The sequence below is a fragment of the Aliivibrio fischeri genome, assembly GCF_009727955.1.
Classification (GTDB): Bacteria; Pseudomonadota; Gammaproteobacteria; order Enterobacterales; family Vibrionaceae; genus Aliivibrio; species Aliivibrio fischeri_A.
Genome location: NZ_WOBR01000004.1, coordinates 500,752 through 522,675, shown reverse-complemented (window position 1 = coordinate 522,675; position 21,924 = coordinate 500,752). Strand labels below are relative to the sequence as shown.

The following is a 21,924-nucleotide window of genomic DNA, read 5'->3' as shown; positions in this document are numbered from 1 at the left end:
TTTGTAAGGTTTTTATGTAAGAATCCTATTCAACCACTTAAATATCATTACGTTAAGTGTGTGTTTAAAGGCATTATACTTGGCATAGTGATTGCTTTAGTGGGTACGAGTCTATTCACTTCAGAGCATTATGCTTTGCAAGTTAAACTTCATTACATGGATATAACATGAACAATAAAATTAAGACATTTTCTGCAGTTGCTGCACTGGCTTTAGGTTCTTTCTCTGCGACTGACGTATACGCTAATGACGCGAACATTGTACGTTTAGCAACGACAACAAGTACTTACCACTCAGGTTTATTAGATTACCTTCTTCCAGAATTCCAAAAAGATTCAGGCTACGAAGTTCAAGTTCTTGCTGCTGGTACTGGTAAAGCATTGAAAATGGGCGAAAATGGCGATGTTGATTTAGTAATGACTCACGCACCAAAAGCTGAAGCAAACTTTGTTGAAAAAGGCTACGGTGTTGAGCCAAAATCACTGATGTACAATGACTTTGTACTAGTAGGTCCAGAGGCTGATCCTGCTCATATTCACGGCATGAAAGACGTAACAGAAGCTTTCAAGAAAATGGCTGAAGCTGACGTAACTTTTGTATCACGTGGTGATGATTCTGGTACAAATAAAAAAGAATTGAATCTTTGGGCTCAAACTAAAATTGAACCAAACTTTGGTGGTTATAAAGCCGTTGGCCAAGGTATGGGTCCAACACTAAACATGACATCTGAGCTACAAGCTTACACATTAACAGACCGTGGTACTTGGTTAGCTTACCAAAACAAACTTGATCTTGAGATCATGGTTGAAGGTGATAAGCGCCTATTTAACCCTTACCAAGTAATTCTAATTAACCCTGAGCGTTACAAAAACCTAAATACTAAAGGTGCACAAGCATTCAGTGATTGGTTAGTAAGTGACAAAGGTCAAGCAATGATTAATAGCTTCAAACTGAATGGTAAACAACTGTTCACAGCGGACGCTAAATAATACATGACTATTTTAGCCACCTCTCAAGAGGCAATTCAATTACTGTTTAGTGGTGATACTGCATTATGGAGCATTGTAGGTGTTTCTTTTTCTGTGTCCCTATTTGCAATGGCAGTTGTATTATTACCTGCTCTTTTGTTGGCATTTGCGCTTGCTTATGGATCTTTCCCTGGGCGGTGGCTATTACTTTCTATTATGAATACATTGCAATCCGTACCCACCGTTGTTATTGGGCTGCTACTGTATATGATGCTTTCTCGTGCTGGCCCATTAGGTGACTGGCAACTACTCTTTACCCAAGAAGCCATGGTTATTGGACAGATATTTATCTGTTTTCCAATAATGGTCGCTATGATGCATGGTGCATTTCAGCACAGTGACCGTCGTGTTTGGGAAACCTCATTCACACTTGGTGCTTCACTTCCACGCGCATTTGGTAGCTTAATTTGGGAGACTCGCTTCCCTATTTTAGCCGCTGTAATCGCTGGATTTTCTCGTATAATTACTGAAGTAGGTTGTTCAATGATGGTTGGTGGTAACATCTTCAACTCTACTCGAAATATTCCAACTGCGATTGCAATGGAAAGCCAAAAAGGCGCATTTGCACAGGGTGTTGCTCTTGGTATGGTGTTATTAGTTTTAGCACTCGTTTTAAACTTTTTACTCTCTATCACTCGTGGTAAAGGGTATTTACGTACTTAGTAGGCATATAACGATGACAATTAGAATAACTGCCGATAATCTATCTATGCGATTTAACGATCGTGTGCTTTTTCATATCCCACATTTATCTCTTGGGCCAAAAGAATCTGTTTATTTACGTGGCGCCAATGGCGTAGGTAAAACCACTCTACTCAAAATCCTATCGGGTCTGCAAACCGCAACAACAGGTAAGATCAACCTTGACCAACCTCACTGGTCTGTTCGTTTACTAGGCCGTTCAGGTAACAACCAAATCGTTTATTTACATCAGAACCCATTCCTTTTTGATGGTACGGTTTATGACAATGTCATTTACGGTGTGAAATACACAGCAATGAGCAAGCAAAACAAACGTAATATGGTAATTAATGCCTTACGTATGGTTGGGCTTGAGACATTAGCTGACGAACATATTTCTGTTTTATCTGGTGGTGAAAAACAACGTGTCGCTATGGCTCGAGCTTGGGTATTAAAACCGTCTATCTTGCTAATGGACGAACCAAGTGCCAGTGTTGACCAAGAGTCCATCGATCTATTGGTAATTATGGCTAAAGATCTGCTTGATCGTGGCTCTAGTATTGTCGTTACCAGCCACCAAACCAATGCTTTAACTGAAATTTGTCATCGTCAATGGACCATTTCAGATGCAAAGCTGATAGAATCAACCCCATTAAAAGTGATTGTTAGCAAGGATAAGTATGCTCCAGCCAAAGCAAACTAGTTGGGTAATTTTAGCGGGTGGGCAAGCTCGTCGTATGGGGGGGAAAGATAAGGGGTTTGTTTTATTTCAAGATAAACCACTCATCGAGCACGCTCTAGACACATTAACATCTCAAACTGACCAGATTGCCATCAATGCTAACCGCAGTATAGAAGAATACTCACGTTACGCCGTCACCTTTCCTGACCAATTTAGTGAATACCCAGGTCCTTTGGCGGGTATGCATTCTGGTCTTGTAAACATGAATTCTGATTGGGTTGGGTTTATTCCATGTGATTCCCCTAACCTTCCAAGTAATTTAGTTTCTTTGCTTTGCGATGCAGTAAAAGAAGATACTGATATTGTAGTAGCTCATGATGGTGAGTATATGCAACCTGTTGTCACTTTAATGCATAAACGTATTATTCCAAAAATTGATGCCTTTTTAACGCGTGGAGACAGAAAAATCATCCTATTATACAAAGAGTGTAATACTGTATTTGCTGATTTCTCTGACTACCCTAACGCTTTTATCAATTTGAATAGTCCTCAAGAACTTGAACAATTTGGAACTTTATTATGAGCTTAACGTCTGCGTCTATCCCTCTATTGGGTTTTGCTGCTTATAGCGGCACAGGTAAAACAACATTACTTGAAAAACTGCTACCTAAACTGACTGATATGGGACTAAAAGTCGCAGTCATTAAACACGCTCACCATAATTTTGACATCGACCAAGAAGGCAAAGACAGCTACCGCTTACGTAAAGCGGGCGCTAGCCAAATGTTGATCAGTTCACGCTTTCGTAACGCATTAATCACTGAAACACCAGATGAAGAAACTACGTGTCAGCAGTTAATCAATAAACTCGACCAGACTGAATTAGACTTAATTCTTATTGAAGGGTTTAAACAACTGCCATACACCAAGATTGAACTGCATCGTGATGAAGTCGGTAAGCCTTGGATTTTCCCAGAAGATGAGAACATCATTGCGATTGCCTCGGATTTAAAAGCTGAATCTGAACTGCCTCAAATGGATATCAATGATACCGACTCAATCACGCAATTCATTGTTGACTACGTAAAACAGCATCAACATAAACAGCAAAGTGACCTATCCGCTAATTGCGATGAGTTATCTCCTGCATTTTTATCTGTTAGCCAAGGCAGAGCAAAGATTTTAGACGCTATTACTCCTCTAAATTCACAAAGTGATGTTTCTTTAGTTGAGTCGATTAATGCATTAGCTGCTCAAAATATTTTATCTCCTATTAATGCTCCTCAGCACAATAATTCAGCAATGGATGGCTATGTGATTTGTGGTGATGATTTAGAGCGTGAAAGCTATACAGTTGTTACCGAAATCATGGCGGGTCACAGCTATGATCGCCCTCTTCAACATGGTGAAGCTGCAAAAATCATGACAGGTGCGCCAGTACCTGAAAATGGTCATGCGGTGATCATGCGTGAACAAGCGACTCAAGAAGGCGATCAAGTGCGCTTCGATACGGGTAAATCAGGCATTCGTAAAGGTCAAAACGTTCGTCTAGCCGGTGAAGATCTGGCTATCGATCAGATCTGTGTAGCTAAAGGCTCACGCATTACCGCGCCTGAAGTGGGTATGCTTGCGTCTTTAGGTATTGCTTCTGTTCCTGTTATCGCTAAAACAAAAGTGGCTATTTTTTCTACTGGTGATGAAGTTCAAGCACCGGGTGAAGCACAAAAAGCCAACTCTATTTACGACTCAAACCGTTTTACTTTAATCGCATTACTGCAAAAATTAGGCTGTGAAGTGATTGATTTCGGTATCATTGAAGACAGTGAAGCAGCTTTAGAATCAACGCTTTCTCAAGCATCACAACAAGCAGATATGATTTTATCTTCTGGTGGTGTCTCGGTTGGTGATGCAGACTACATCAAAACGATTTTAGACAAACTGGGTAATATTAATTTCTGGCGTATCAATATGCGTCCGGGACGCCCTCTTGCCTTTGGTCATATTGGTGATACTCCATTCTTTGGTTTACCGGGCAACCCTGTAGCAGTAATGGTAGCGTTCTTACAATTTGTTGAACCTGCACTTCGTAAACTTCAAGGCGAAGATAATTGGCAGCCTGAAACCTTCACTGCAATTGCAAAAGAGTTTATCCGCTCTCGCACTGGTCGTACGGAATATAGCCGTGGTATTTACTCTATTAACCAAAATGGTCAAATGGAAGTGGTAACCACAGGCAAACAAGGCTCAGGTATCCTACGCTCAATGAGTGAAGCCAACTGCTTAATTGAAGTGCAACCAGACGTTGAGTCGGTAGATATTGGTCAAAAGGTAACGATCATTCCGTTGAATTCGAGAGTTTAATACTTTTTACCTAAAAATTATAAACAGGCCTGTTTTACAATTAGGTCTGTTTTCTTTTCTAATCACTTTATCCCATCTCGTGTTGATGGTATAAACGTGCCTAAAATACTGTGTTCTAAAATTATAAGGCTCCAAGATGTCTAAAATGTTCTTCAAAGGTCGTATCGAGACTCGTCAAAACCACGTTCTTTCTGGTTACAACACTAAGCGTGACGTTAAGTTAGGTACTGAAGAAGCGCCATTAACTCTAGTTGTTCAAACTGAAGAGCGTAAAATCGAAGTTGAAGCCCAAGTTGCTGAGCATAAATTGTTTGCTAACATTGAAGTGAATGCAGAGAAAGAAGAAAATATTCTTGAGCTTGAAGGTGTATTGAATAAACCTCAAACGACTCGCTTTGAGAAAACACCTAACCGCAATGATCCTTGTTCTTGCGGTAGCGGTAAGAAATACAAAAAATGCTGTGCTTAATAGCTAATTAACGTTAAGTTGCTTAATTAAATCTAAGCGCGTTACAAAAAAGAGCCTCTGTTTATCTGTTAGTAATAACAAACAACACGAGGCTCTTTTTGTATCAGCATTTTCTATCTTATTTTTATAGCGCTTAGTCTTTAATATTCAAGAATGCCGCACCACGTACGCCACCTGAATCACCATGCTTCGCTTTAATAATACGAGGTACACGCGCAACAGATAGAAGGTGTTTTGGTAAACGCTTTGGTAGTTCTTCATAAATCAATTCAAAGTTTGATAATCCACCACCAAGCGCGACAACGTGCGGGTCAAAACAAGTAAATAGATTAGCAAAACAAATTGCCAAAAGTTCCATGAAGCGGTCAACATGTTCTACTGCATTCACATCACCTTCTGCATGAGCTTTGATGATATCAATCGCTTTCTTTTGCTCACCGTAATAATGCGCATAAAGTAGCTCAAAGCCTCGCCCAGAAAGATAACTATCTAAACAACCTTTATTACCACAACCACAACCTAATAACGGTGCGTTTTCTCCAAGGTGGAACCATGCATCAATAGGTAAACGTGAATGACCTAGTTCACCAGCTACATGGCTGTAACCAGAGAAAGCTTGACCATCAAAAATTAAACCACCACCGAAGCCTGTTCCTAGAATTAGTCCCATTACTGATGGTGAATCTTTTAACTCTTCATCCCACGCTTCTGATAGTGCAAAACAGTTGGCATCGTTATCGATTTTTACTGAACGACCAATTTTTGCTTCTAAATCTTTTCGCAAGAATTGACCTTTCGCTGCGGGTACGTTACTTGTTAATAAAGCCCCTGTTTCAGCATCTTCCATTCCTGGAATACCTAAACCGACTTTACCTTCAACGCCAAACTCTGCATCATACTTTGCAATCAATGATGCAATATCATCAACTAATAACGAGTAATTTTCAGTTTGTGTTGGAATTCGCTCAGTTGCAACACGCTCAAGTTTTTCATTAAACGCACCGAACTCAATCTTAGTTCCACCCACATCAAAACCGTAGTACATAAGGTATCCTTGTCCTAAACTATTCTAAAACTTTTATGGTGTTATCTTACCTAATTTTTAGCTATACAGACTGTGACCTATCCGATATTCGTCGGTTTTTAGTGTGAATTGAACCTCAAACTGGTATTAGATTTCGTTATTTACTTTCAGATTTGTACGAAATTCAATCAAACGTTTTAAGCCCATACCTCGTTCTGCGCCTTTTACTGGACGTTTACTATAAAGGTAATGTTCTCGAAACAATTCAAACCAATGCTCTAGATGTCTTGCATTATCTTGCTCACCAAACAAATCAAGTACCATGCTAGCAACTTCGGCCGTAGCAAGTTGATGATCTTTCGATGCTTTACGCATAATATAATTTGAAAGTTGTTCACTCTTAAAAGAAAGAACAGGTAATTGATGTAAATATGGGCTTTTACGATACATTCTTCCCGCTTCACGCCAACTACCATCTAATAAGATAAATAATGGTGTTTTGCCCTCTTCGACCTTCACTTCATTGCGTACTAATGATTTATCTTCAATTTGCTCTTCTGGGAAAACCACAAAAGGTTGATAAGCCTCATTATTTAGCAGTGATAACATCTCTTCACTTGGCTCAGTACGTGACCAAAGGTAAGCATGAGTTTCAGGAATCACATCAGCAATCAACTTACCCGTATTACTTGGCTTTAATACTTCCGTATCAAACATAATAAGCAAAAATGCAGCATTTGATGTGGTTTCTGGCTGATGTTCGCAGATACAGTGGTCTTTATGTACTTGGCAAAACTCACAACGATTCACATTCGCCCCTCTCGCATTAAAAGGTTTAGAAGAGCGAGCTAATCTTTCTTTATGTAACTGATGAACTTTATGAATTCGCATGAACAACAACCAAGCAATTTTATTTATATGGAAAAAAAAGCGCATTTTACTTACAGTATGAGTAATAACAAGTTCTAAAGAGAAATTCCTAATGGAAAATAATTGGATTGAATACAGTGACACGTTACGTTTTGGATTTTTTGTTACTGCTTTCATCATTTTTGCTTTGGCTGAATACAAATGGCCTCGCAAAGCACTCACTCAAAATAAACAGTTCCGCTGGTTAAACAATATAGGCTTAATTTTTTTCAACAGTATCGTCCTTCGTTTAACCTTACCGTTATTAGCCGTTGATGCTGCTTTTATCGCAAATCAGGAGCAATTTGGTTTATTTTATTACCTCAATACACCAACGTTCTTAACGATTCTCTTATCTATTTTATTATTGGATTGGCTAATTTATTGGCAGCATCGAGCGTTTCATCGCATTCCTTTACTGTGGCGATTACATCGAATGCATCATTCAGATCAAGATATTGATGTCACAACAGGTACACGCTTTCATCCCATTGAAATTATTCTCTCTATGCTGATTAAAATCGCAGCGATAGGGTTACTTGGCATCCCAGTTGAGGCCGTCATTATTTTTGAAATTGTTTTGAATGTCAGTGCGATGTTTAATCACAGTAATTTATTTATTCCACGTACACTTGATCGTTATATTCGAGGGTTATTCGTTACTCCTGATTTTCACCGAGTTCATCATTCAGTTCATATCTCAGAAATGCATAATAATTATGGTTTCTTTTTATCTATTTGGGACCGAATTGGAAATACTTATTTAGTAAAACCCATTGATGGTCATCAGGATATGAAGATTGGATTGGGATTTTTCAGAAAAGAAAGAGAGCAGCGCTTAGATAAAATGCTGACTCAACCTTTTAGAAAGAAATAAACAAAAGCCTCTGTATAAATGCAGAGGCTTTTCTTATCATTATTACTTAAGTGAATCGTATTTAGCTATTTCAGCTTGTAACTGCTCAAAGTCTGAATCACATAAAAATGATTGTAATGCATCAAACTTCTCTTGAGGCCAGTCATATATTCTTAAGTGAATGAGTTTCTCAATCGTTTCACTATCAAAGCGATATTTGATGTGCTTTGCAGGATTCCCTCCTACCACACTATATGGTTCAACATTTTTTGTAACAACGCTGTTAGCAGCAACAATTGCCCCTTCTCCAATAGTCACGCCAGGCATGATCATTGAACGCATACCAAGCCAACTACCATCATGAATAATCGTATCTCCTTTCCCCTGATACGCTTCATCAATCATATTCATAAAAGGATATAAGCAAAACCAGTCAGCTCTATGAGTATGATTACCTCCCATTAAGATAATAACTTCAGCTGCGATACATACATAATCTCCAATATAAAGTTTATCTATATCCCAACGAGGCTCCCATTCGCGACTCACTTCATCACCGTGTAAGTAGCGTACGACAGAATATTCAAAACCATTATCCCAGCAGTCACTGTAATAGCTGTGCGATCCTTTAATGGAGATATTCGGATTTGTATTTACTTCATTTAATAATTGAAATTTAGACCAATGTTTTTGTGTCATGACAATATTCTCTAGTTTTTTATAGTTTAAATGCCACGGAACGCTGAATTGTGGCGATATGTTCACGTTCTAAACACATCACGTTAATTGATCTGAGGTTGCTTTAATAATGGGAGTAGCTTCATATTTGCATTTCATTCACTGATTTATAACTGAATAAGTGTAATGGAATTAAAGTATGACTTCTAGGTCAGTAATAAAAAACAAAAAAGGCGAACCGAAGATCGCCTTTTTTATTTATAGATTATGTATTTCTAGCTAAATTTCTATATTGATTATGGTGTATAGAACGTAGCTGCACCAGGACCAACTGGTAGACCAAATACAAACACCCACACATAAAACAGAATACTCCAACCAAACATAAAGCAGATTGAATATGGCAGCATAGTTGCAATCAGAGTACCGATACCCAAATTCTTCATATAACGAGTTGCTACGGCAAGAATAAGACCGAAGTAGCTCATCATTGGAGTGATGATATTCGTTGTTGAATCACCAATACGGTATGCCGCTTGAATTGTTTCAGGTGCATAACCTACTAACATTAACATTGGAACAAAGATTGGTGCGGTTACTGCCCACTGTGCAGATGCTGAACCGATCATTAAGTTGATAAAACCACACATTAAAATGAATGCGAAGAACAACATAGGACCAGTAAGACCAACGTCTTGTAGGAAGGTCGCCCCACCAACCGCAATTACTTGACCAAAGTTAGTCCACTTAAAGAAAGCGACAAACTGTGCTGCAAAGAATACAAGAACAATGTACATACCCATTGAAGACATTGATGTTGCCATTGCATTGATAACATCACGATCATTCTTCATTGAGCCTGTTACTTTACCGTAAACAAAGCCTGGAATAGCAAAGAATACAAAAATAAAGGCAACGATACTCTTAAGGAATGGTGAACCCGCGACTGTACCAGTTGCTGAACGTAAAACACCATCTTCCGGAACAATTGTCCACGCAAGTAATGCACTTACAGCTAGAACAGCGATACCTGCTAGTTTAAGACCTTTCTTTTCAACATCCGTTAGTTTACCCATCGAATCATTAGACAGATCTTCAGATGCTTCTTCATCATTGTATTTACCCAATTTCGGCTCAACAATTTTCTCTGTTACAAACGCACCAGTGATAGCAATAAAGAAAGTAGAAACAAACATGAAGTACCAGTTTGCTTCAGGACCAACAGTATAAGTTGGGTCAATCATTTGCGCTGCTGTTTCAGTAATACCTGAAAGCAGTGGGTCAACCGTACCAATCAGAAGGTTTGCAGAATAACCACCAGATACACCCGCAAACGCGGCAGCAAGACCGGCTAATGGATGACGACCCAATGAGTGGAAAAGCATAGCAGCAAGAGGAATAAGAACAACATAACCAAGCTCTGCTGCTGTATTTGAAATGATACCAGCAAAAACAACGGTTACAGTAACCATACGCTTAGACGCACCCATTACCATGCCACGCATTGCCGCTGATAATAGACCTGAATGCTCTGCAATAGCAACACCAAGCATCGCCACAAGTACAGTACCTAATGGAGCAAAGCCAACAAAGTTCTTCACTAAATTAGTTACGATTAGTTGTAAGCCTTCTGCATTAAACAAGCTTACTACGTGGATCATTCCATCAGCTGCACGCCCTTTTGCACCTTCTGGACGAGGATCTATAACTGATAGCTCAAAATAACCTGCGATACCGGATAAAACGAGAATGGCCACACAAAAGATTGCAAAAAGAGTAATTGGGTGTGGTAGTAAGTTTCCTAAGTATTCAACAGAATCAAGAAAGCGGGTAAATAAAGGCCTTTTAGGCTGTTGTTGGTTTTGTTGTTGTGATGCAGACGAACTCATCTGTAACTCCTTGTTTTTGACCCACCTTAAACAAATCATATTAAACGTTAGAAACAATGAACAATATTGTGTAATTTAGTTAAAAGTAAGTACATCCAAAATTCACAGAAAGGTTACTTGATTGTTACAATCATTAAAAGAGCAAAATGTCACAAAGTATTTCAAATGTAGTTAATTTGACCAGTTTTACATCACAAAACAAAACTTTTGATTAACAAACAATCAAATCATTTCACATAAAAGTCGAGATAAAAAATGAGAAAGTACTATAATTAACTTTCAATATTCTCTATTTTGATGTTAATTCCCGTGAAATTCATTCAAAATAGTTATCTGCATTTTTTTATATAGGCTTGTTATGTTTCGTCACCTTTTCGCTATATTTACTGTTGTTGGCTTATTTGGGTGCTCATCAACTCCTCCAGTAGCAGAATTAACAAAGCAAGAGATCACCACTCAACATCCACAACTCTCATCATCAGATGCTTATCAAGATTATTTTTATCAATGGCAAGGAGTTCCGTATAAATACGGGGGTACTTCTAAGAATGGTGTCGATTGTTCCGCATTTACTCAAAACGCATTTGATGTTTTACATCGTTTATCGCTACCAAGAACTACAGAATATCAAGCAACTACTGGCACTCAAATCGCATTAGCTAATGCTAAAAAAGGCGATTTAATCTTTTTTAAAACCAGTGTAAAAGTAAGGCATGTTGGTGTTTATATTGGAAATAGAGAATTTATGCATGCATCAACATCCAAAGGCGTGATTATCTCTAGCTTAGATAATCCTTATTGGAAAAAAGCATTCTGGCAAGTTCGAAGAGTGTTATAAACAAAAAAGCTAAGTGAAATACCCCTACTTCACTTAGCTTCATCATTTCATTATATTTGTTAATTACTTAAATGCGCTGTCAAACAAGTTTTTAATTAAACCAATATAATCATCTAAGAACATTACTTGTTCATTCGTCGCTTTTTGAATCCATGCTCCGGCTAACACTTCCCCTAAGTCATCAACAACAGCATCAGCTTCTCTTAACAGTGTAAATCTAACATCAGGATCCAATTCAGGATTTTGCTGAAAAACGACCATCAAATTTGAAGCAACAAGATCATTAACGATATCTTCAACCGTTTCTTCTCCTGTATCACCTTGTTGGTTTGCAAAAATTGAAAGGTGTTCAGTCAAATATTCAATTAATGCGTGGTATCCATCAGTGTTGACAATCATATTCTGTCCATTTAGTTGTATTTTATTATTAACTAACCAGTAATTTATCAAAATTGAGATCGACACTCAAACGCTTTCCATTAAGCTTGACAGATAGATCGACTCTTTAATTGATTTCCTTCACGCTTATTACTTCCTTTTTACGAATTGCTTATAAGCTTTTCACATTGAGGTATTTTTTAGTCTTACCTCACAGATATTTATCTCAAATATACTATGCTTAGTGTCTGTTTATCAGATATTGTGAGGTAATATTATGTGGCAAGCTATTGCAAAACAAATCTCTGAAGTAACTCAACAACCTTTCAGTATCTCAGAACGTGAGAGTGTGAATGGTGGCGAAATAAATGACTGCTACATGATAAGTAATGGAAGTCAGCGTTATTTTGTCAAAATTAATGAGAAAGCAGAACTTCCTATATTTGAAACGGAAATAGAAAGCCTCACTCAACTTGATAAATCAGATCATATCTTTGTACCCTCTCCAATCCATATAGGAACAACAAAAGAGCATTCATTTTTAGTTCTAAATTACCTCCCAACTAAAAGTATGGATAAAGATGCTTTTTATGAATTAGGTGTCAGTCTTGCAAATCACCACCTATGGGGCGACCAGCTCGAATATGGTTTCGATTGCGATAACTATCTTGGTAACGTATTACAAGTGAATACTTGGCACCGTCGTTGGGATTGTTTTTTTGCAGAGCAACGCATTGGCTGGCAACTTCAACTACTCAAAGAAAAAGGGATGATTCTTGGAGATATCGATACCCTAGTTAAAAATAGTAAATTAATTCTTCATAACCACCAACCTAAACCCGCATTACTGCATGGTGATTTATGGCATGGAAATATTGCTCTAAGTGTTAAAGGACCAATTAGTTACGATCCCGCATCTTATTGGGGAGACGCTGAGTGTGATTTAGCAATGGTTGAGCTGTTTGGAGGGATTCAAGACAGTTTTTTTGAAGGTTATGAATCCATATATCCTATTTCTGAAGGGTTTGAGACCCGCCAGCATTTATATAGTCTTTATCATGTATTAAATCACTGCAATATGTTTGGTGGTGAATACATGTTCCATGCACAACAGCTAATCGATAAGCTGAATTTAAATGACTAGCAATATACATTCATTTAATAAATACAATGAGATGGTACTTACCATCTCATTTTTTGTTTAATGTTAAACTCTTTGGCTTAAAACATCGCATCAATCAACTTTTTCACTTAATTCACTGCAGAAACAAACTCTTTTTTCTACTATTACATGGATATTCATTAATGCGTTATACCAATTCTATAAAGATTAATTACATCCTTATTTAAACTGGTATTTACGAATTACAGAACAGTAAAAGGAGTTTGTTGTGAATAATTACATTAATAAAAATATCCAGTGCCCTAACTGCCATCACTCTATTGATATGGTTATCGATCAATCTCAATCAAATAAAAAAGTATACGATGACTGTCCATCTTGTCATCGTGCCATTGAATTTAATATGGAGATTAACCCATATACTCAATCAGTAAGTCTTTCTATCAATAATGATGAAGATGGCTTGTTTTAGTTGATCTTATTGTTGGTTCGCTAACACTCGCTCAACGGTATCTACAATAGCTTGTGTTTGCGGATCAATCTCTAAGTTAATTTTATCGCCAATTGTTCGAGAACTTAAATTGGTACGCTCTAGAGTTTCAGGAATTAAATTTACATTAAATCCTTTCTCATCGACATCTCCAATCGTCAGACTGATCCCATCAACCCCAATATAACCTTTATGTAAAACATATTTTGTCCACTTCGCTGGAACATCAAACCATATTTGGCAATTTTCTGTCGTCTTGATAATTTCACGAACCGTCATGACATCAACAATATGACCAGACATTGAATGACCACCAATCTCATCACCAAAACGAGCGGCACGCTCTATATTCACTTCTTGTCCTACGTCTAATAAACCAAGATTCGTTAAGCGTAAAGTTTCTTCGATAAGATCAAAATGTACTTGCTGATTTTCAATTTTAGTTACCGTTAAACAACAACCATTATGAGCAACCGAAGCACCAATTTCCAAGCCTTGATGATATGGCGCAGGAATTTCAATAACGTGAGTTTGAAATTTGTCTTTTTTTATAATGTTAACAACTTTTGCGGTGGTTGCGACGATACCTGTAAACATTTTCAACTCCAATGACTTTGCATTAACTATTTGAGTTATAAATAACTCACTCAACTTTATTACAATAATCTACAATACTTGGAATATTTCATTTTGTGAAGCTCACTGTTTTCTATATAATGACGCCTTTCTGCTTACCTTTAACAGTTCCTCTGTTCAAAGCACTCAATCAGACCTTTTTCCTCATTGCATCCTTATGTAATGACGAATCGATAAATTAAACTCCTTATTTACAAATATATTGATACGGTGACGCAGTGCACAGATACCAAAAAGAAATCGTTCGATTAGTTAAACTTTCTACACCTGTATTAATTGCAAGTGTGGCACAAACAGGCATGGGCTTTGTTGATACAGTAATGGCGGGTGGCGTGAGCGCAACTGATATGGCTGCCGTTGCTATCGCTGCAAGTGTTTGGCTACCTTCTGTATTGTTTGGTGTTGGTCTATTAATGGCTCTTGTGCCTGTTGTAGCTCAACTAAACGGTTCAGGAAAATCGAAAAAAGTACCATTTGAGATCCACCAAGGTGTTTACCTTGCTCTATTAACCTCTATTCCTATCATGTTGGTCTTATATAATGCCGGTTTTATCATTGCTGCAATGGATGTAGAACCTGAGCTATACGAGAAAACTCAAGGTTATTTACACGCCGTTTTATGGGCCGCGCCAGCATTTTTATTATTCCAAACTCTGCGTAGCTTTTGTGAAGGATTGTCATTAACAACACCTGCAATGATTATCGGTTTCATCGGTCTCGCCGCCAACGTTCCATTAAACTGGATGTTTGTTTATGGTGAGCTTGGCGCTCCTGCACTTGGTGGTGTTGGCTGTGGTGTTGCTACAGCTATCGTTTATTGGTTGATGTTCTTAACCATGACATTGTATACGTTTATCGCTCCAAAACTGCGTCGCGTAAACCTATATGAAAACTGGAATAAACCACAAAGAAAAGAGATCTATCGCCTTTTCAAACTGGGCCTTCCTGTTGCTTTGTCTATTTTCTTTGAAGTAACATTATTTGCTGCAGTTGCATTATTGGTTTCTCCATTAGGTTCGACAGTTGTTGCCGCTCACCAAGTTGCGATTAATTTTTCATCTTTAATCTTTATGATCCCGATGAGTATTGCCGTTGCGGTAAGTATTCGTGTTGGTCATAAATTAGGTGAGAAAGATCTTGATGGAGCAAAAATCGCTAGTTACTGTGGCTTAGCATTTGGGTTATTAATGGCGTGTTGTACTGCGGTATTAACTTTATTATTCCGTGAGCAAATTGCCTATTTATATTCAGATAACCAAGAAGTAATTACTTTAGCGGTAAGCTTAATGTTATTAGCTGCTATTTATCAGTGTACTGATGCCGTGCAGGTAGTTGCTGCTGGTGCCCTTCGTGGTTATAAAGATATGAATGCCATCTTTAAGTGTACTTTTGTGTCTTACTGGATAGTTGGTTTACCTTCTGGTTATATTCTTGGTATGACTGACTGGGTTAGAGAACCAATGGGTGTATATGGTTTTTGGTTCGGTTTTATTGGTGGCTTAACGACATCAGCAATCTTACTAACTTGTCGTCTACTATGGCTACAAAGAAACCCTACTCGTATCGATATGGAAGTAGATGAACTGCAAATCATGCACTAACTTTCCATCTTAAAACAATGAAAAAGCCGAACATACTAAATATGTTCGGCTTTTTTATATTCTAATCAAATAGTTATGTGAGTTGATAATTACTTACGCTTCTCTTTTAATTGTTCAATCACATAGTCAGGCGCTACCTTTGCTAGCTCTTCTAAACACGCATCTGCTTTTTCATTTCCATATCGCACATAGATATCACACACAGCATATAACTGCTCTGGAGAACCAGAAATTAAATACGCTTTTTCAAAAGATTCAGTTGCTAATTTCACATTAATACTTTCTTGCAGAACACCATTCAAATACCAATAATAGCTATTATTATCAGCCAATGTTGCTGCTGTCTGAATGGATTTAGCGGCCTCTTCTTTTTGATTTAAACGCACTTGAGTTAATGCTTTTGAATAAAATAAACTCGCTTCTTTTGGTAATTGCTCTATACCTTGATTTAATGTGATTAGCGCTTGTTCATCTTGGTTTTGACCACGGAAATTATCTGATAAATTCAACCATACTTCTGCATTCTCTGGTTCTGATTTAACTAGTTTTTGATAAATCACGTCGGCTTTAGCCCACTCACCATGCCAACGATATATGTCCGCCAATTGCAGTTGAGTATCCTCTCTATTTTGCGATGTCAGAGTATCAATTAACTCTTTATATACAGGTTCAATTTGAACCTGCTGCTCTACCTTCATAGAACGATATTCACGCATCAGATTAACACCAGCAGCGAGACGAACACTCATTTCAGGATCACTCAATAACGGCGAAATCATTCGCCAACGGTGAGATAATTTGTACAACTCAGATCCCGTTATTGCCGCCTCTCGGATAACAGGACTGGGATCTTTCAATCCTCTAGCTACCGCAACTAAACTATTTTGGTTCGGAAAACGAGCGAGTTGACGCAACGCATCAGCACGATTTTCTACCGTTTCATTTTTATTTTGAGCCCTATACGCTAACTCTTGCTCAGGGCTCATCTTTTGCGCTTGATTCATCGTCGGAGCTTCCTGAACACTGTCACTTGCAAATGAAGTAGCAGAGAATCCCAATAAGGATAACAAACTAATACAGACTATTTTTTTCATGAGGCACTCTTAAACGTACATTCTTAAAGCTTAAACTATTAAAACTTAAATTATTAAAACTTAGTTGGAAAAGCATTTTGGTGAATTTGGTGCATTTTCGCATCACTGTATTTACCATGCTGAACAGGGTTCCCTAGCATTTTCAATATGTAAGCGATCGATTTATCAGCATGCGCAAAAAATTTCTTCCAACCTGCACATAAATAATTTAAGCCTGGTTCACCATCACGTGTTTTAATGAAACGGTTTTTAGGGCACTCACCATGACACGCAAATTTATATTCACACTTCTGACATTGAGTTGTTAACGTCTTTGATTTTGCAAAACCAAACTCTTGTTGCTTACGACTAAATGCTAATGTATCCAACTCTTCGTTATGAATATTTCCGATTTTATATTCAGGGTACACATAATGGTCACAAGCAAACACATCTCCATTATGTTCCATTGCCAACCCTTTTCCGCAAATCTCACCTAATGTACATAATGGATTTTTACGACCCATCCATGTTTCAACACTGGCTTCAAAATACTGAACAAATACCTTGCCGAGGTCATGCTGAGTCCACTCATCAAATACAGCAATTAAAAAATTACCCCACGCCTCATCTGAAACACACCAAGGTTCCATGATGGACTCTTTATTACCTGGAATTAAACGCTTATCGCCTTGACGCAACTGAGCTGCAATTTGCTCAGTTTGAGGAGCAACCGTTCTAAACGTTTTTTGCTCAACGATAGGAATAAACTGCATTTGTGGCGATTTAACCACATCACGTAAGAATCGATATACTTCAAGAGGATTTCGGCTCGTTAAATTATTCACACACGTTAACGTAGCAAACTTAACGTTGTGCTCATGCAGTAAATCAACCGCTTTCATTACTTGCTTAAACGTACCACGGCCAGCTTTGTTAGTACGATAAGCATTATGTAGCATTTCAGGGCCATCAATACTCAAACCAACTAAAAAATTGTTTTCAGCAAGAAACTCGCACCATTTATCGGTTAATAACGTACCATTTGTCTGTAAATCATTAGAAATCAAGATCCCTTCAGGTTGGTATTTCTTTTGAAACTCAACAATTTTTTTAAAGTAATCAAGACCTAATAACGTTGGCTCGCCACCTTGCCATGAGAAAATGATTTCTGGTGTATTTTGCCCTTCAATGTATTGACGAATATAAGTTTCAAGCGTTTCGTCATCCATTTGCGGTGAACAACCCTTTTTATACTCAAGTAAATCTTCTTTACTTAGGTAATAACAATAAGAACAATCGATATTACATACAGCACCAATAGGCTTGGCCATAACATGTAATCGTTTTGATGCTTTACCTTGAAATTGCGGACCTTGAGTAATGATCATATTGATTCCTATTATTTTATAAATTTGGTTAAGTAGAACTTACCTAGCAAAATAGAAAACCACCCTTATAGTTTTGTCGCTAAGTAAGTTCTAACTTTATAATAAACAAAAAGAACTACTCTATTAGTTATATACGTTATTCCAATTTGGAATGTTAAGTTACTGTATGATAAACGTACAAAAATAACTGTTGAGGATGTCATGTTTAACGTCTCTTTTTTTACAAAAAACAAAACTTTTTTACCTATTTTATTCTTTTGCTTTGCTTTATTGGGATGTACAAGTACACCGCCACATCCTATTACTCAAAAAATTGAACAAAATATGGTGTCCGTTAAAGGTGGAGAATTTCAAATGGGCTCTAACGCCCCTGAAGCAAAAAAAGCCGAAAAACCAGAACATTCTGTATTTGTGGATGATTTCTATATTTCTAAGTTCGAAGTTACTCAAGAAATTTTTGAATCAGTAATGGGCTCTTCTCTTAGCTATTTCCAAGATCCTAATATTCCAGTTAATAACTTAAGCTGGCAACAGGCTAATTTTTTCATTCAAAAATTAAATGAGCTAACAGGTGAAACTTATCGACTACCAACCGAAGCCGAATGGGAATATGCTGCTCGTGGAGGCAGTTTAAGCAAAGGTTATATTTATAGCGGTTCAGACAATATTGATGATGTTGCTTGGTATTCTAAAAATGCGAATAATCGTGCTCACCCAGTTGGAATGAAGCAACCGAATGAACTAGGCTTATATGACATGACTGGTAATGTTGGTGAGTTTGTTAGTGACGCCTATGATGATAATTTTTATCGTGTTTCACCAAAAGATAACCCTAACAACGCGCGAGACGAAGCAAGTGGTTTAGTGCACAAATCAGTCCGCGGCAGCAGCTTTTCTTATGATGCAAATGAGTCAGAAAACTATCGACGTGATTTTGCAAGTCAGTCCATTATTATGTCGGACATGGGATTACGTTTAGTAAGAGATAAAAAATAACAATCAAACCTACACACTTTGGCAAGGAACCCAATAATGAAAAATAAATCATTACATTATGTGGCGTTAGCTGGTGTATTAATGACACCTCAACTTTCATTCGCAGCTGAACAAAAACCAAAACTTGTATTGCAAATTACCGTTGATGCACTACGCGGCGATTTACTTAATCGTTATAAAGCAAATTTCGGTGATGGCGGATTTCGATATTTAATGGACGATGGTACTTACTTCACGAACGCCTATTATCAACACGGTAATACTGAAACCATCGTTGGTCATGTATCTCTCGCCACTGGTGCTCCGCCTAGTGTACATGGCATGGTAGGTAATGTTTGGTACGATAGAAGCAAAGAACGTTTAGTATATAACGTTGAAGATGGTAACTATAGCATGTTGACTTCTGGTGCCGGGGTAAACAAATCAACTGAGATCGATCCTACACAAAAAGTAGCGACACAAGATGGACGCTCTCCTAACCCAATGTTATCAAGTACTTTCAGCGATGAATTAGCTATTGCAACCAATGGCGAATCAAAAATCTTCTCTGTTTCAGTAAAAGATCGAGGGGCAATCTCTCTAGGCGGACATTCAGGGAAAGCATTTTGGTTCTCAAAGTCCGGTTCAGAGTTCGTTACCAGTAATTATTATTATGATAAATACCCTATTTGGGTTAATGCTTGGAACGAAAAAAAATTACCAAACCAATATTCTGGTAAGCGCTGGGAGCTCTCCCTTCCTGCGGATCAATATACGCTGAAAGAAAGCGACCCTAACTATAAAGTTGATTTAGCTGGCTTTAAACGCACTTTCCCCCACCCTTATGGTCCAGCAAGTTACAAATACTACAGCACTATGTTGACACTAAGCCCAGCAGGTGACGAACTAACCGAAGATTTTGCGAGCACTTTATTAAAAGAGGAAAATTTAGGTCAAGGTAAATTCACTGATTATCTAGCTGTCAGTTTCTCTGCTAACGATTACGTTATTCATATGTACGGCCCAACCAGTTTAGAAGCCGAAGACAACCTAATTCGTTTAGATAGAACCATTGCTAAACTACTTAAGAATGTCGATAAACAAGTTGGATTAGAGAATACGTTGATCGTACTTTCAGCTGATCATGGTGCTCCTGAAGCCCCAGCAGTCGTTAATGCTTTAGGAGTTTCACAAGCGGCAACATTTGATCAGAAAAAATTAATATCTCCAACTTTGCTTAAACGTCTTAAAACTGAATTTGGCTTAGGTGAAAACGCAATTCGTTTATACGCACAACCTTATATTTATTTAAACCACGATGTTATTAAAAAGAAAGGTGCTTCTTTAGAAGCAGTGCAAAAAGCGGTATCCGAAGAGCTAATGAAAGTTCAGGGGATTGCCTATGCAGTCACAAGTTCTGATATTGAAAAAAACCAAGTTCCAAACACTCATACGATGCAACTTGTAAAAAACAACTATCATCCTCAGCGTTCAGGGGATGTTTATGTGGTCTATCAGCCTCGTAACTTTATTAATGATATGGAAGGATTAACCATTGCTTCTACGCATGGCTCACCATGGCGTTACGATACCTATGTCCCTGTGATTTTCGCAGGGTATAACATTGATGATAAAAAAGTAAGCCGTGAAATAACGCCTTATGATATTGCACCAACCCTATCTGGTATTTTAGGCATCACTCAACCAAGTGGGGCAACTGGAAAGGTACTGCCTGAAGTTATTTCAGATTAATAACCCACCAATAAAAACAGCGCTGAACTAAACAGCGCTGTTTTTATAAAACGATTCTAATATGTCACATATCTATACGACTAATAATGATTAGATTGTAGACATTAACAATCCAGATCAAAAAACATTCTTAGCTGCTTTTTGAATTTGCTGACGCAACCAGCGATGACCACTATCGTTACTTCGGCTTGGATGCCAAATACTACATAAATCATGTTGCTGACGATTTAAAGGTAAATCCAAAGATTTCAAATTATAGTAATCACCTAAATCATCCAATGTTGACTGAGGTAACATTCCAATCATCTCTGTCGAACCAATAATTGGCATCATCTCAAAAGCACCGGCTGCACGAATAACAATATTACGGGCTTCTAACTCCCCTATATCTTCTGCATTTAGCAAACTACTACGGCTATGCCAACGAGATGCAGCAACGTGTTCTTCACTTAAGAACTGCTCAAGACTGATTGAATCTCCTATTCTTGGGTGATCTTTACTGCATACCACTCTTAATTTTTCGGTATAAACTACCTCAGATTTTAAAATCGTTCGTCCTCGTATCGCCATATCGATAACTAAATCATAGCGTTGCAAACGTAAATCTGATTCTAAATCTTCAGTAAATTGAGGGTGAATTTCTAGCGAGATATTAGGTGCCGATGCTCGGATTTGTTTGACTAACTTTGGTATCAAAGAATAATTTACGGTTGATACCACCGCTATTGAAAAAATTCGATTGGATGTTTTAGGATCAAATTCTCTTGATGAGGATAACGTAGAAGTAAAGTTCTTAAGTGCTGCAGACATCGCTGGATAAATATCTGAAGCAAAAACGGTTGGTTCTACTCCTGTCGTATTTCGATGAAAAAGCGCATCATCATAGATTTCTCGTAGACGCTTTAATGCTTTACTCACGGCTGGTTGGCTAATATTCATTCTTATCGCCGCCTTTGAGAGATTTTTCTCTTCATAGATGGCGACAAAAATGGGGATCAAGTTTAGTTCTGTGCTTTTCATAATAACCGACACGGCTGATTCATCCTGATTTCACTTTATATAACTGAGCAGATGAAACAAGTGCAGTCCA

General features: G+C 37.8%; 22 protein-coding genes. 13 read left to right on the top strand and 9 right to left on the bottom strand.

What is annotated here, in order from left to right:
• The first annotated feature begins 167 nt into the window (after positions 1 to 167).
• From GNP81_RS05775 to GNP81_RS05750, 6 genes are all read left to right on the top strand, one after another.
• Positions 168 to 989: an ABC transporter substrate-binding protein gene (locus GNP81_RS05775; RefSeq protein WP_155672279.1), complete on the top strand. Its 822-nt coding sequence runs from the start codon at positions 168 to 170 to the stop codon at positions 987 to 989.
• A 3-nt stretch (positions 990 to 992) separates the two neighbouring features.
• Positions 993 to 1,691, top strand: coding sequence for an ABC transporter permease (locus GNP81_RS05770; RefSeq protein ID WP_005419416.1), 699 nt, complete (start codon positions 993 to 995; stop codon positions 1,689 to 1,691).
• Between the two features lie 13 nt (positions 1,692 to 1,704).
• Complete coding sequence (locus GNP81_RS05765; RefSeq protein WP_005419418.1) at positions 1,705 to 2,412, top strand: energy-coupling factor ABC transporter ATP-binding protein; 708 nt, start codon at positions 1,705 to 1,707, stop codon at positions 2,410 to 2,412.
• Complete coding sequence (gene mobA, locus GNP81_RS05760; RefSeq protein ID WP_155674481.1) at positions 2,390 to 2,974, top strand: molybdenum cofactor guanylyltransferase MobA; 585 nt, start codon at positions 2,390 to 2,392, stop codon at positions 2,972 to 2,974. The genes GNP81_RS05765 and mobA overlap by 23 nt, the downstream gene beginning before the upstream one ends.
• Positions 2,971 to 4,752, top strand: coding sequence for a bifunctional molybdopterin-guanine dinucleotide biosynthesis adaptor protein MobB/molybdopterin molybdotransferase MoeA (locus GNP81_RS05755; RefSeq protein WP_155674482.1), 1,782 nt, complete (start codon positions 2,971 to 2,973; stop codon positions 4,750 to 4,752). Before mobA ends, GNP81_RS05755 begins: the two co-directional genes overlap by 4 nt.
• Positions 4,753 to 4,888: 136 nt before the next feature.
• Positions 4,889 to 5,221 (top strand): PBPRA1643 family SWIM/SEC-C metal-binding motif protein, encoded by a 333-nt coding sequence (locus GNP81_RS05750; RefSeq protein WP_017019242.1) that lies wholly within the window; start codon positions 4,889 to 4,891, stop codon positions 5,219 to 5,221.
• Positions 5,222 to 5,354: 133 nt separating this feature from the next.
• Here the strand turns inward: GNP81_RS05750 and nagK are convergent, their stop codons facing one another.
• Both nagK and GNP81_RS05740 read right to left on the bottom strand, forming a co-directional pair.
• Positions 5,355 to 6,266, bottom strand: coding sequence for an N-acetylglucosamine kinase (nagK, locus tag GNP81_RS05745; RefSeq protein WP_012533600.1), 912 nt, complete (start codon positions 6,264 to 6,266; stop codon positions 5,355 to 5,357).
• A 126-nt stretch (positions 6,267 to 6,392) separates the two neighbouring features.
• The gene (locus GNP81_RS05740) at positions 6,393 to 7,136 is read right to left on the bottom strand and encodes a tRNA-uridine aminocarboxypropyltransferase (RefSeq protein ID WP_005419423.1); all 744 of its coding nucleotides are present in this window, start codon (positions 7,134 to 7,136) and stop codon (positions 6,393 to 6,395) included.
• Between the two features lie 91 nt (positions 7,137 to 7,227).
• On the opposite strand from GNP81_RS05740, the gene GNP81_RS05735 reads away from it, so the two are divergent.
• A complete protein-coding gene (locus GNP81_RS05735) occupies positions 7,228 to 8,031 on the top strand; it encodes a sterol desaturase family protein (RefSeq protein WP_017018568.1) in 804 nt (267 codons plus the stop codon).
• Positions 8,032 to 8,073: 42 nt separating this feature from the next.
• Here GNP81_RS05735 and GNP81_RS05730 read toward each other — a convergent pair whose 3' ends face one another.
• Together GNP81_RS05730 and GNP81_RS05725 are read right to left on the bottom strand one after the other, a co-directional pair.
• Positions 8,074 to 8,709, bottom strand: a complete 636-nt coding sequence (locus GNP81_RS05730) for a CatB-related O-acetyltransferase (protein ID WP_155672275.1) — start codon at positions 8,707 to 8,709, stop codon at positions 8,074 to 8,076.
• Between the two features lie 275 nt (positions 8,710 to 8,984).
• Positions 8,985 to 10,577 carry an AbgT family transporter gene (locus GNP81_RS05725; protein WP_155672274.1) on the bottom strand — a complete coding sequence of 531 codons (1,593 nt, stop codon included), beginning with the start codon at positions 10,575 to 10,577 and terminating at the stop codon, positions 8,985 to 8,987.
• 358 nt (positions 10,578 to 10,935) lie between these two features.
• Here GNP81_RS05725 and GNP81_RS05720 point away from each other — a divergent pair, with 358 nt between their 5' ends.
• Positions 10,936 to 11,415: a C40 family peptidase gene (locus GNP81_RS05720; RefSeq protein WP_155672273.1), complete on the top strand. Its 480-nt coding sequence runs from the start codon at positions 10,936 to 10,938 to the stop codon at positions 11,413 to 11,415.
• Positions 11,416 to 11,478: 63 nt separating this feature from the next.
• Here GNP81_RS05720 and GNP81_RS05715 read toward each other — a convergent pair whose 3' ends face one another.
• Positions 11,479 to 11,814, bottom strand: coding sequence for a DUF3802 family protein (locus GNP81_RS05715; protein WP_012533562.1), 336 nt, complete (start codon positions 11,812 to 11,814; stop codon positions 11,479 to 11,481).
• A 256-nt stretch (positions 11,815 to 12,070) separates the two neighbouring features.
• Here GNP81_RS05715 and GNP81_RS05710 point away from each other — a divergent pair, with 256 nt between their 5' ends.
• Both GNP81_RS05710 and GNP81_RS05705 read left to right on the top strand, forming a co-directional pair.
• On the top strand, positions 12,071 to 12,937 hold the full coding sequence (locus tag GNP81_RS05710) for a fructosamine kinase family protein (RefSeq protein WP_155674483.1): 867 nt from the start codon (positions 12,071 to 12,073) through the stop codon (positions 12,935 to 12,937).
• 247 nt (positions 12,938 to 13,184) lie between these two features.
• Positions 13,185 to 13,388, top strand: coding sequence for a CPXCG motif-containing cysteine-rich protein (locus tag GNP81_RS05705; RefSeq protein WP_005419435.1), 204 nt, complete (start codon positions 13,185 to 13,187; stop codon positions 13,386 to 13,388).
• A 6-nt stretch (positions 13,389 to 13,394) separates the two neighbouring features.
• Here the strand turns inward: GNP81_RS05705 and GNP81_RS05700 are convergent, their stop codons facing one another.
• The gene (locus GNP81_RS05700; RefSeq protein ID WP_155672271.1) at positions 13,395 to 14,003 is read right to left on the bottom strand and encodes a riboflavin synthase subunit alpha; all 609 of its coding nucleotides are present in this window, start codon (positions 14,001 to 14,003) and stop codon (positions 13,395 to 13,397) included.
• A 257-nt stretch (positions 14,004 to 14,260) separates the two neighbouring features.
• On the opposite strand from GNP81_RS05700, the gene GNP81_RS05695 reads away from it, so the two are divergent.
• Entirely contained in the window at positions 14,261 to 15,643 is a 1,383-nt protein-coding gene (locus GNP81_RS05695; protein ID WP_336495415.1) for an MATE family efflux transporter, read from the top strand.
• Positions 15,644 to 15,732: 89 nt separating this feature from the next.
• On the opposite strand, the gene GNP81_RS05690 is transcribed toward GNP81_RS05695, so the two are convergent.
• Together GNP81_RS05690 and GNP81_RS05685 are read right to left on the bottom strand one after the other, a co-directional pair.
• A complete protein-coding gene (locus tag GNP81_RS05690) occupies positions 15,733 to 16,737 on the bottom strand; it encodes a tetratricopeptide repeat protein (RefSeq protein ID WP_155672270.1) in 1,005 nt (334 codons plus the stop codon).
• Between the two features lie 53 nt (positions 16,738 to 16,790).
• Positions 16,791 to 18,107: an anaerobic sulfatase maturase gene (locus GNP81_RS05685; protein ID WP_155672269.1), complete on the bottom strand. Its 1,317-nt coding sequence runs from the start codon at positions 18,105 to 18,107 to the stop codon at positions 16,791 to 16,793.
• Positions 18,108 to 18,431: 324 nt separating this feature from the next.
• Between GNP81_RS05685 and GNP81_RS05680 the strand changes: the two genes are divergently transcribed.
• Both GNP81_RS05680 and GNP81_RS05675 read left to right on the top strand, forming a co-directional pair.
• Positions 18,432 to 19,103: a formylglycine-generating enzyme family protein gene (locus GNP81_RS05680; protein WP_236781395.1), complete on the top strand. Its 672-nt coding sequence runs from the start codon at positions 18,432 to 18,434 to the stop codon at positions 19,101 to 19,103.
• Between the two features lie 81 nt (positions 19,104 to 19,184).
• On the top strand, positions 19,185 to 20,834 hold the full coding sequence (locus GNP81_RS05675; RefSeq protein ID WP_155674648.1) for an alkaline phosphatase family protein: 1,650 nt from the start codon (positions 19,185 to 19,187) through the stop codon (positions 20,832 to 20,834).
• Positions 20,835 to 20,951: 117 nt separating this feature from the next.
• Here GNP81_RS05675 and GNP81_RS05670 read toward each other — a convergent pair whose 3' ends face one another.
• On the bottom strand, positions 20,952 to 21,854 hold the full coding sequence (locus GNP81_RS05670) for a LysR family transcriptional regulator (RefSeq protein ID WP_155672267.1): 903 nt from the start codon (positions 21,852 to 21,854) through the stop codon (positions 20,952 to 20,954).
• Positions 21,855 to 21,924: the final 70 nt, after the last annotated feature.

What these genes read in the sequence shown, in the direction of transcription:
- GNP81_RS05775 (WP_155672279.1), top strand. Translation starts at nt 168, where the DNA reads ATGAACAATAAAATTAAGACATTTTCTGCAGTTGCTGCACTGGCTTTA.
- GNP81_RS05770 (WP_005419416.1), top strand. Translation starts at nt 993, where the DNA reads ATGACTATTTTAGCCACCTCTCAAGAGGCAATTCAATTACTGTTTAGT.
- GNP81_RS05765 (WP_005419418.1), top strand. Translation starts at nt 1,705, where the DNA reads ATGACAATTAGAATAACTGCCGATAATCTATCTATGCGATTTAACGAT.
- mobA (WP_155674481.1), top strand. Translation starts at nt 2,390, where the DNA reads ATGCTCCAGCCAAAGCAAACTAGTTGGGTAATTTTAGCGGGTGGGCAA.
- GNP81_RS05755 (WP_155674482.1), top strand. Translation starts at nt 2,971, where the DNA reads ATGAGCTTAACGTCTGCGTCTATCCCTCTATTGGGTTTTGCTGCTTAT.
- GNP81_RS05750 (WP_017019242.1), top strand. Translation starts at nt 4,889, where the DNA reads ATGTCTAAAATGTTCTTCAAAGGTCGTATCGAGACTCGTCAAAACCAC.
- nagK (WP_012533600.1), bottom strand. Translation starts at nt 6,266, where the DNA reads ATGTACTACGGTTTTGATGTGGGTGGAACTAAGATTGAGTTCGGTGCG.
- GNP81_RS05740 (WP_005419423.1), bottom strand. Translation starts at nt 7,136, where the DNA reads ATGCGAATTCATAAAGTTCATCAGTTACATAAAGAAAGATTAGCTCGC.
- GNP81_RS05735 (WP_017018568.1), top strand. Translation starts at nt 7,228, where the DNA reads ATGGAAAATAATTGGATTGAATACAGTGACACGTTACGTTTTGGATTT.
- GNP81_RS05730 (WP_155672275.1), bottom strand. Translation starts at nt 8,709, where the DNA reads ATGACACAAAAACATTGGTCTAAATTTCAATTATTAAATGAAGTAAAT.
- GNP81_RS05725 (WP_155672274.1), bottom strand. Translation starts at nt 10,577, where the DNA reads ATGAGTTCGTCTGCATCACAACAACAAAACCAACAACAGCCTAAAAGG.
- GNP81_RS05720 (WP_155672273.1), top strand. Translation starts at nt 10,936, where the DNA reads ATGTTTCGTCACCTTTTCGCTATATTTACTGTTGTTGGCTTATTTGGG.
- GNP81_RS05715 (WP_012533562.1), bottom strand. Translation starts at nt 11,814, where the DNA reads ATGATTGTCAACACTGATGGATACCACGCATTAATTGAATATTTGACT.
- GNP81_RS05710 (WP_155674483.1), top strand. Translation starts at nt 12,071, where the DNA reads ATGTGGCAAGCTATTGCAAAACAAATCTCTGAAGTAACTCAACAACCT.
- GNP81_RS05700 (WP_155672271.1), bottom strand. Translation starts at nt 14,003, where the DNA reads ATGTTTACAGGTATCGTCGCAACCACCGCAAAAGTTGTTAACATTATA.
- GNP81_RS05690 (WP_155672270.1), bottom strand. Translation starts at nt 16,737, where the DNA reads ATGAAAAAAATAGTCTGTATTAGTTTGTTATCCTTATTGGGATTCTCT.
- GNP81_RS05685 (WP_155672269.1), bottom strand. Translation starts at nt 18,107, where the DNA reads ATGATCATTACTCAAGGTCCGCAATTTCAAGGTAAAGCATCAAAACGA.
- GNP81_RS05680 (WP_236781395.1), top strand. Translation starts at nt 18,432, where the DNA reads ATGGTGTCCGTTAAAGGTGGAGAATTTCAAATGGGCTCTAACGCCCCT.
- GNP81_RS05675 (WP_155674648.1), top strand. Translation starts at nt 19,185, where the DNA reads ATGACACCTCAACTTTCATTCGCAGCTGAACAAAAACCAAAACTTGTA.
- GNP81_RS05670 (WP_155672267.1), bottom strand. Translation starts at nt 21,854, where the DNA reads ATGAAAAGCACAGAACTAAACTTGATCCCCATTTTTGTCGCCATCTAT.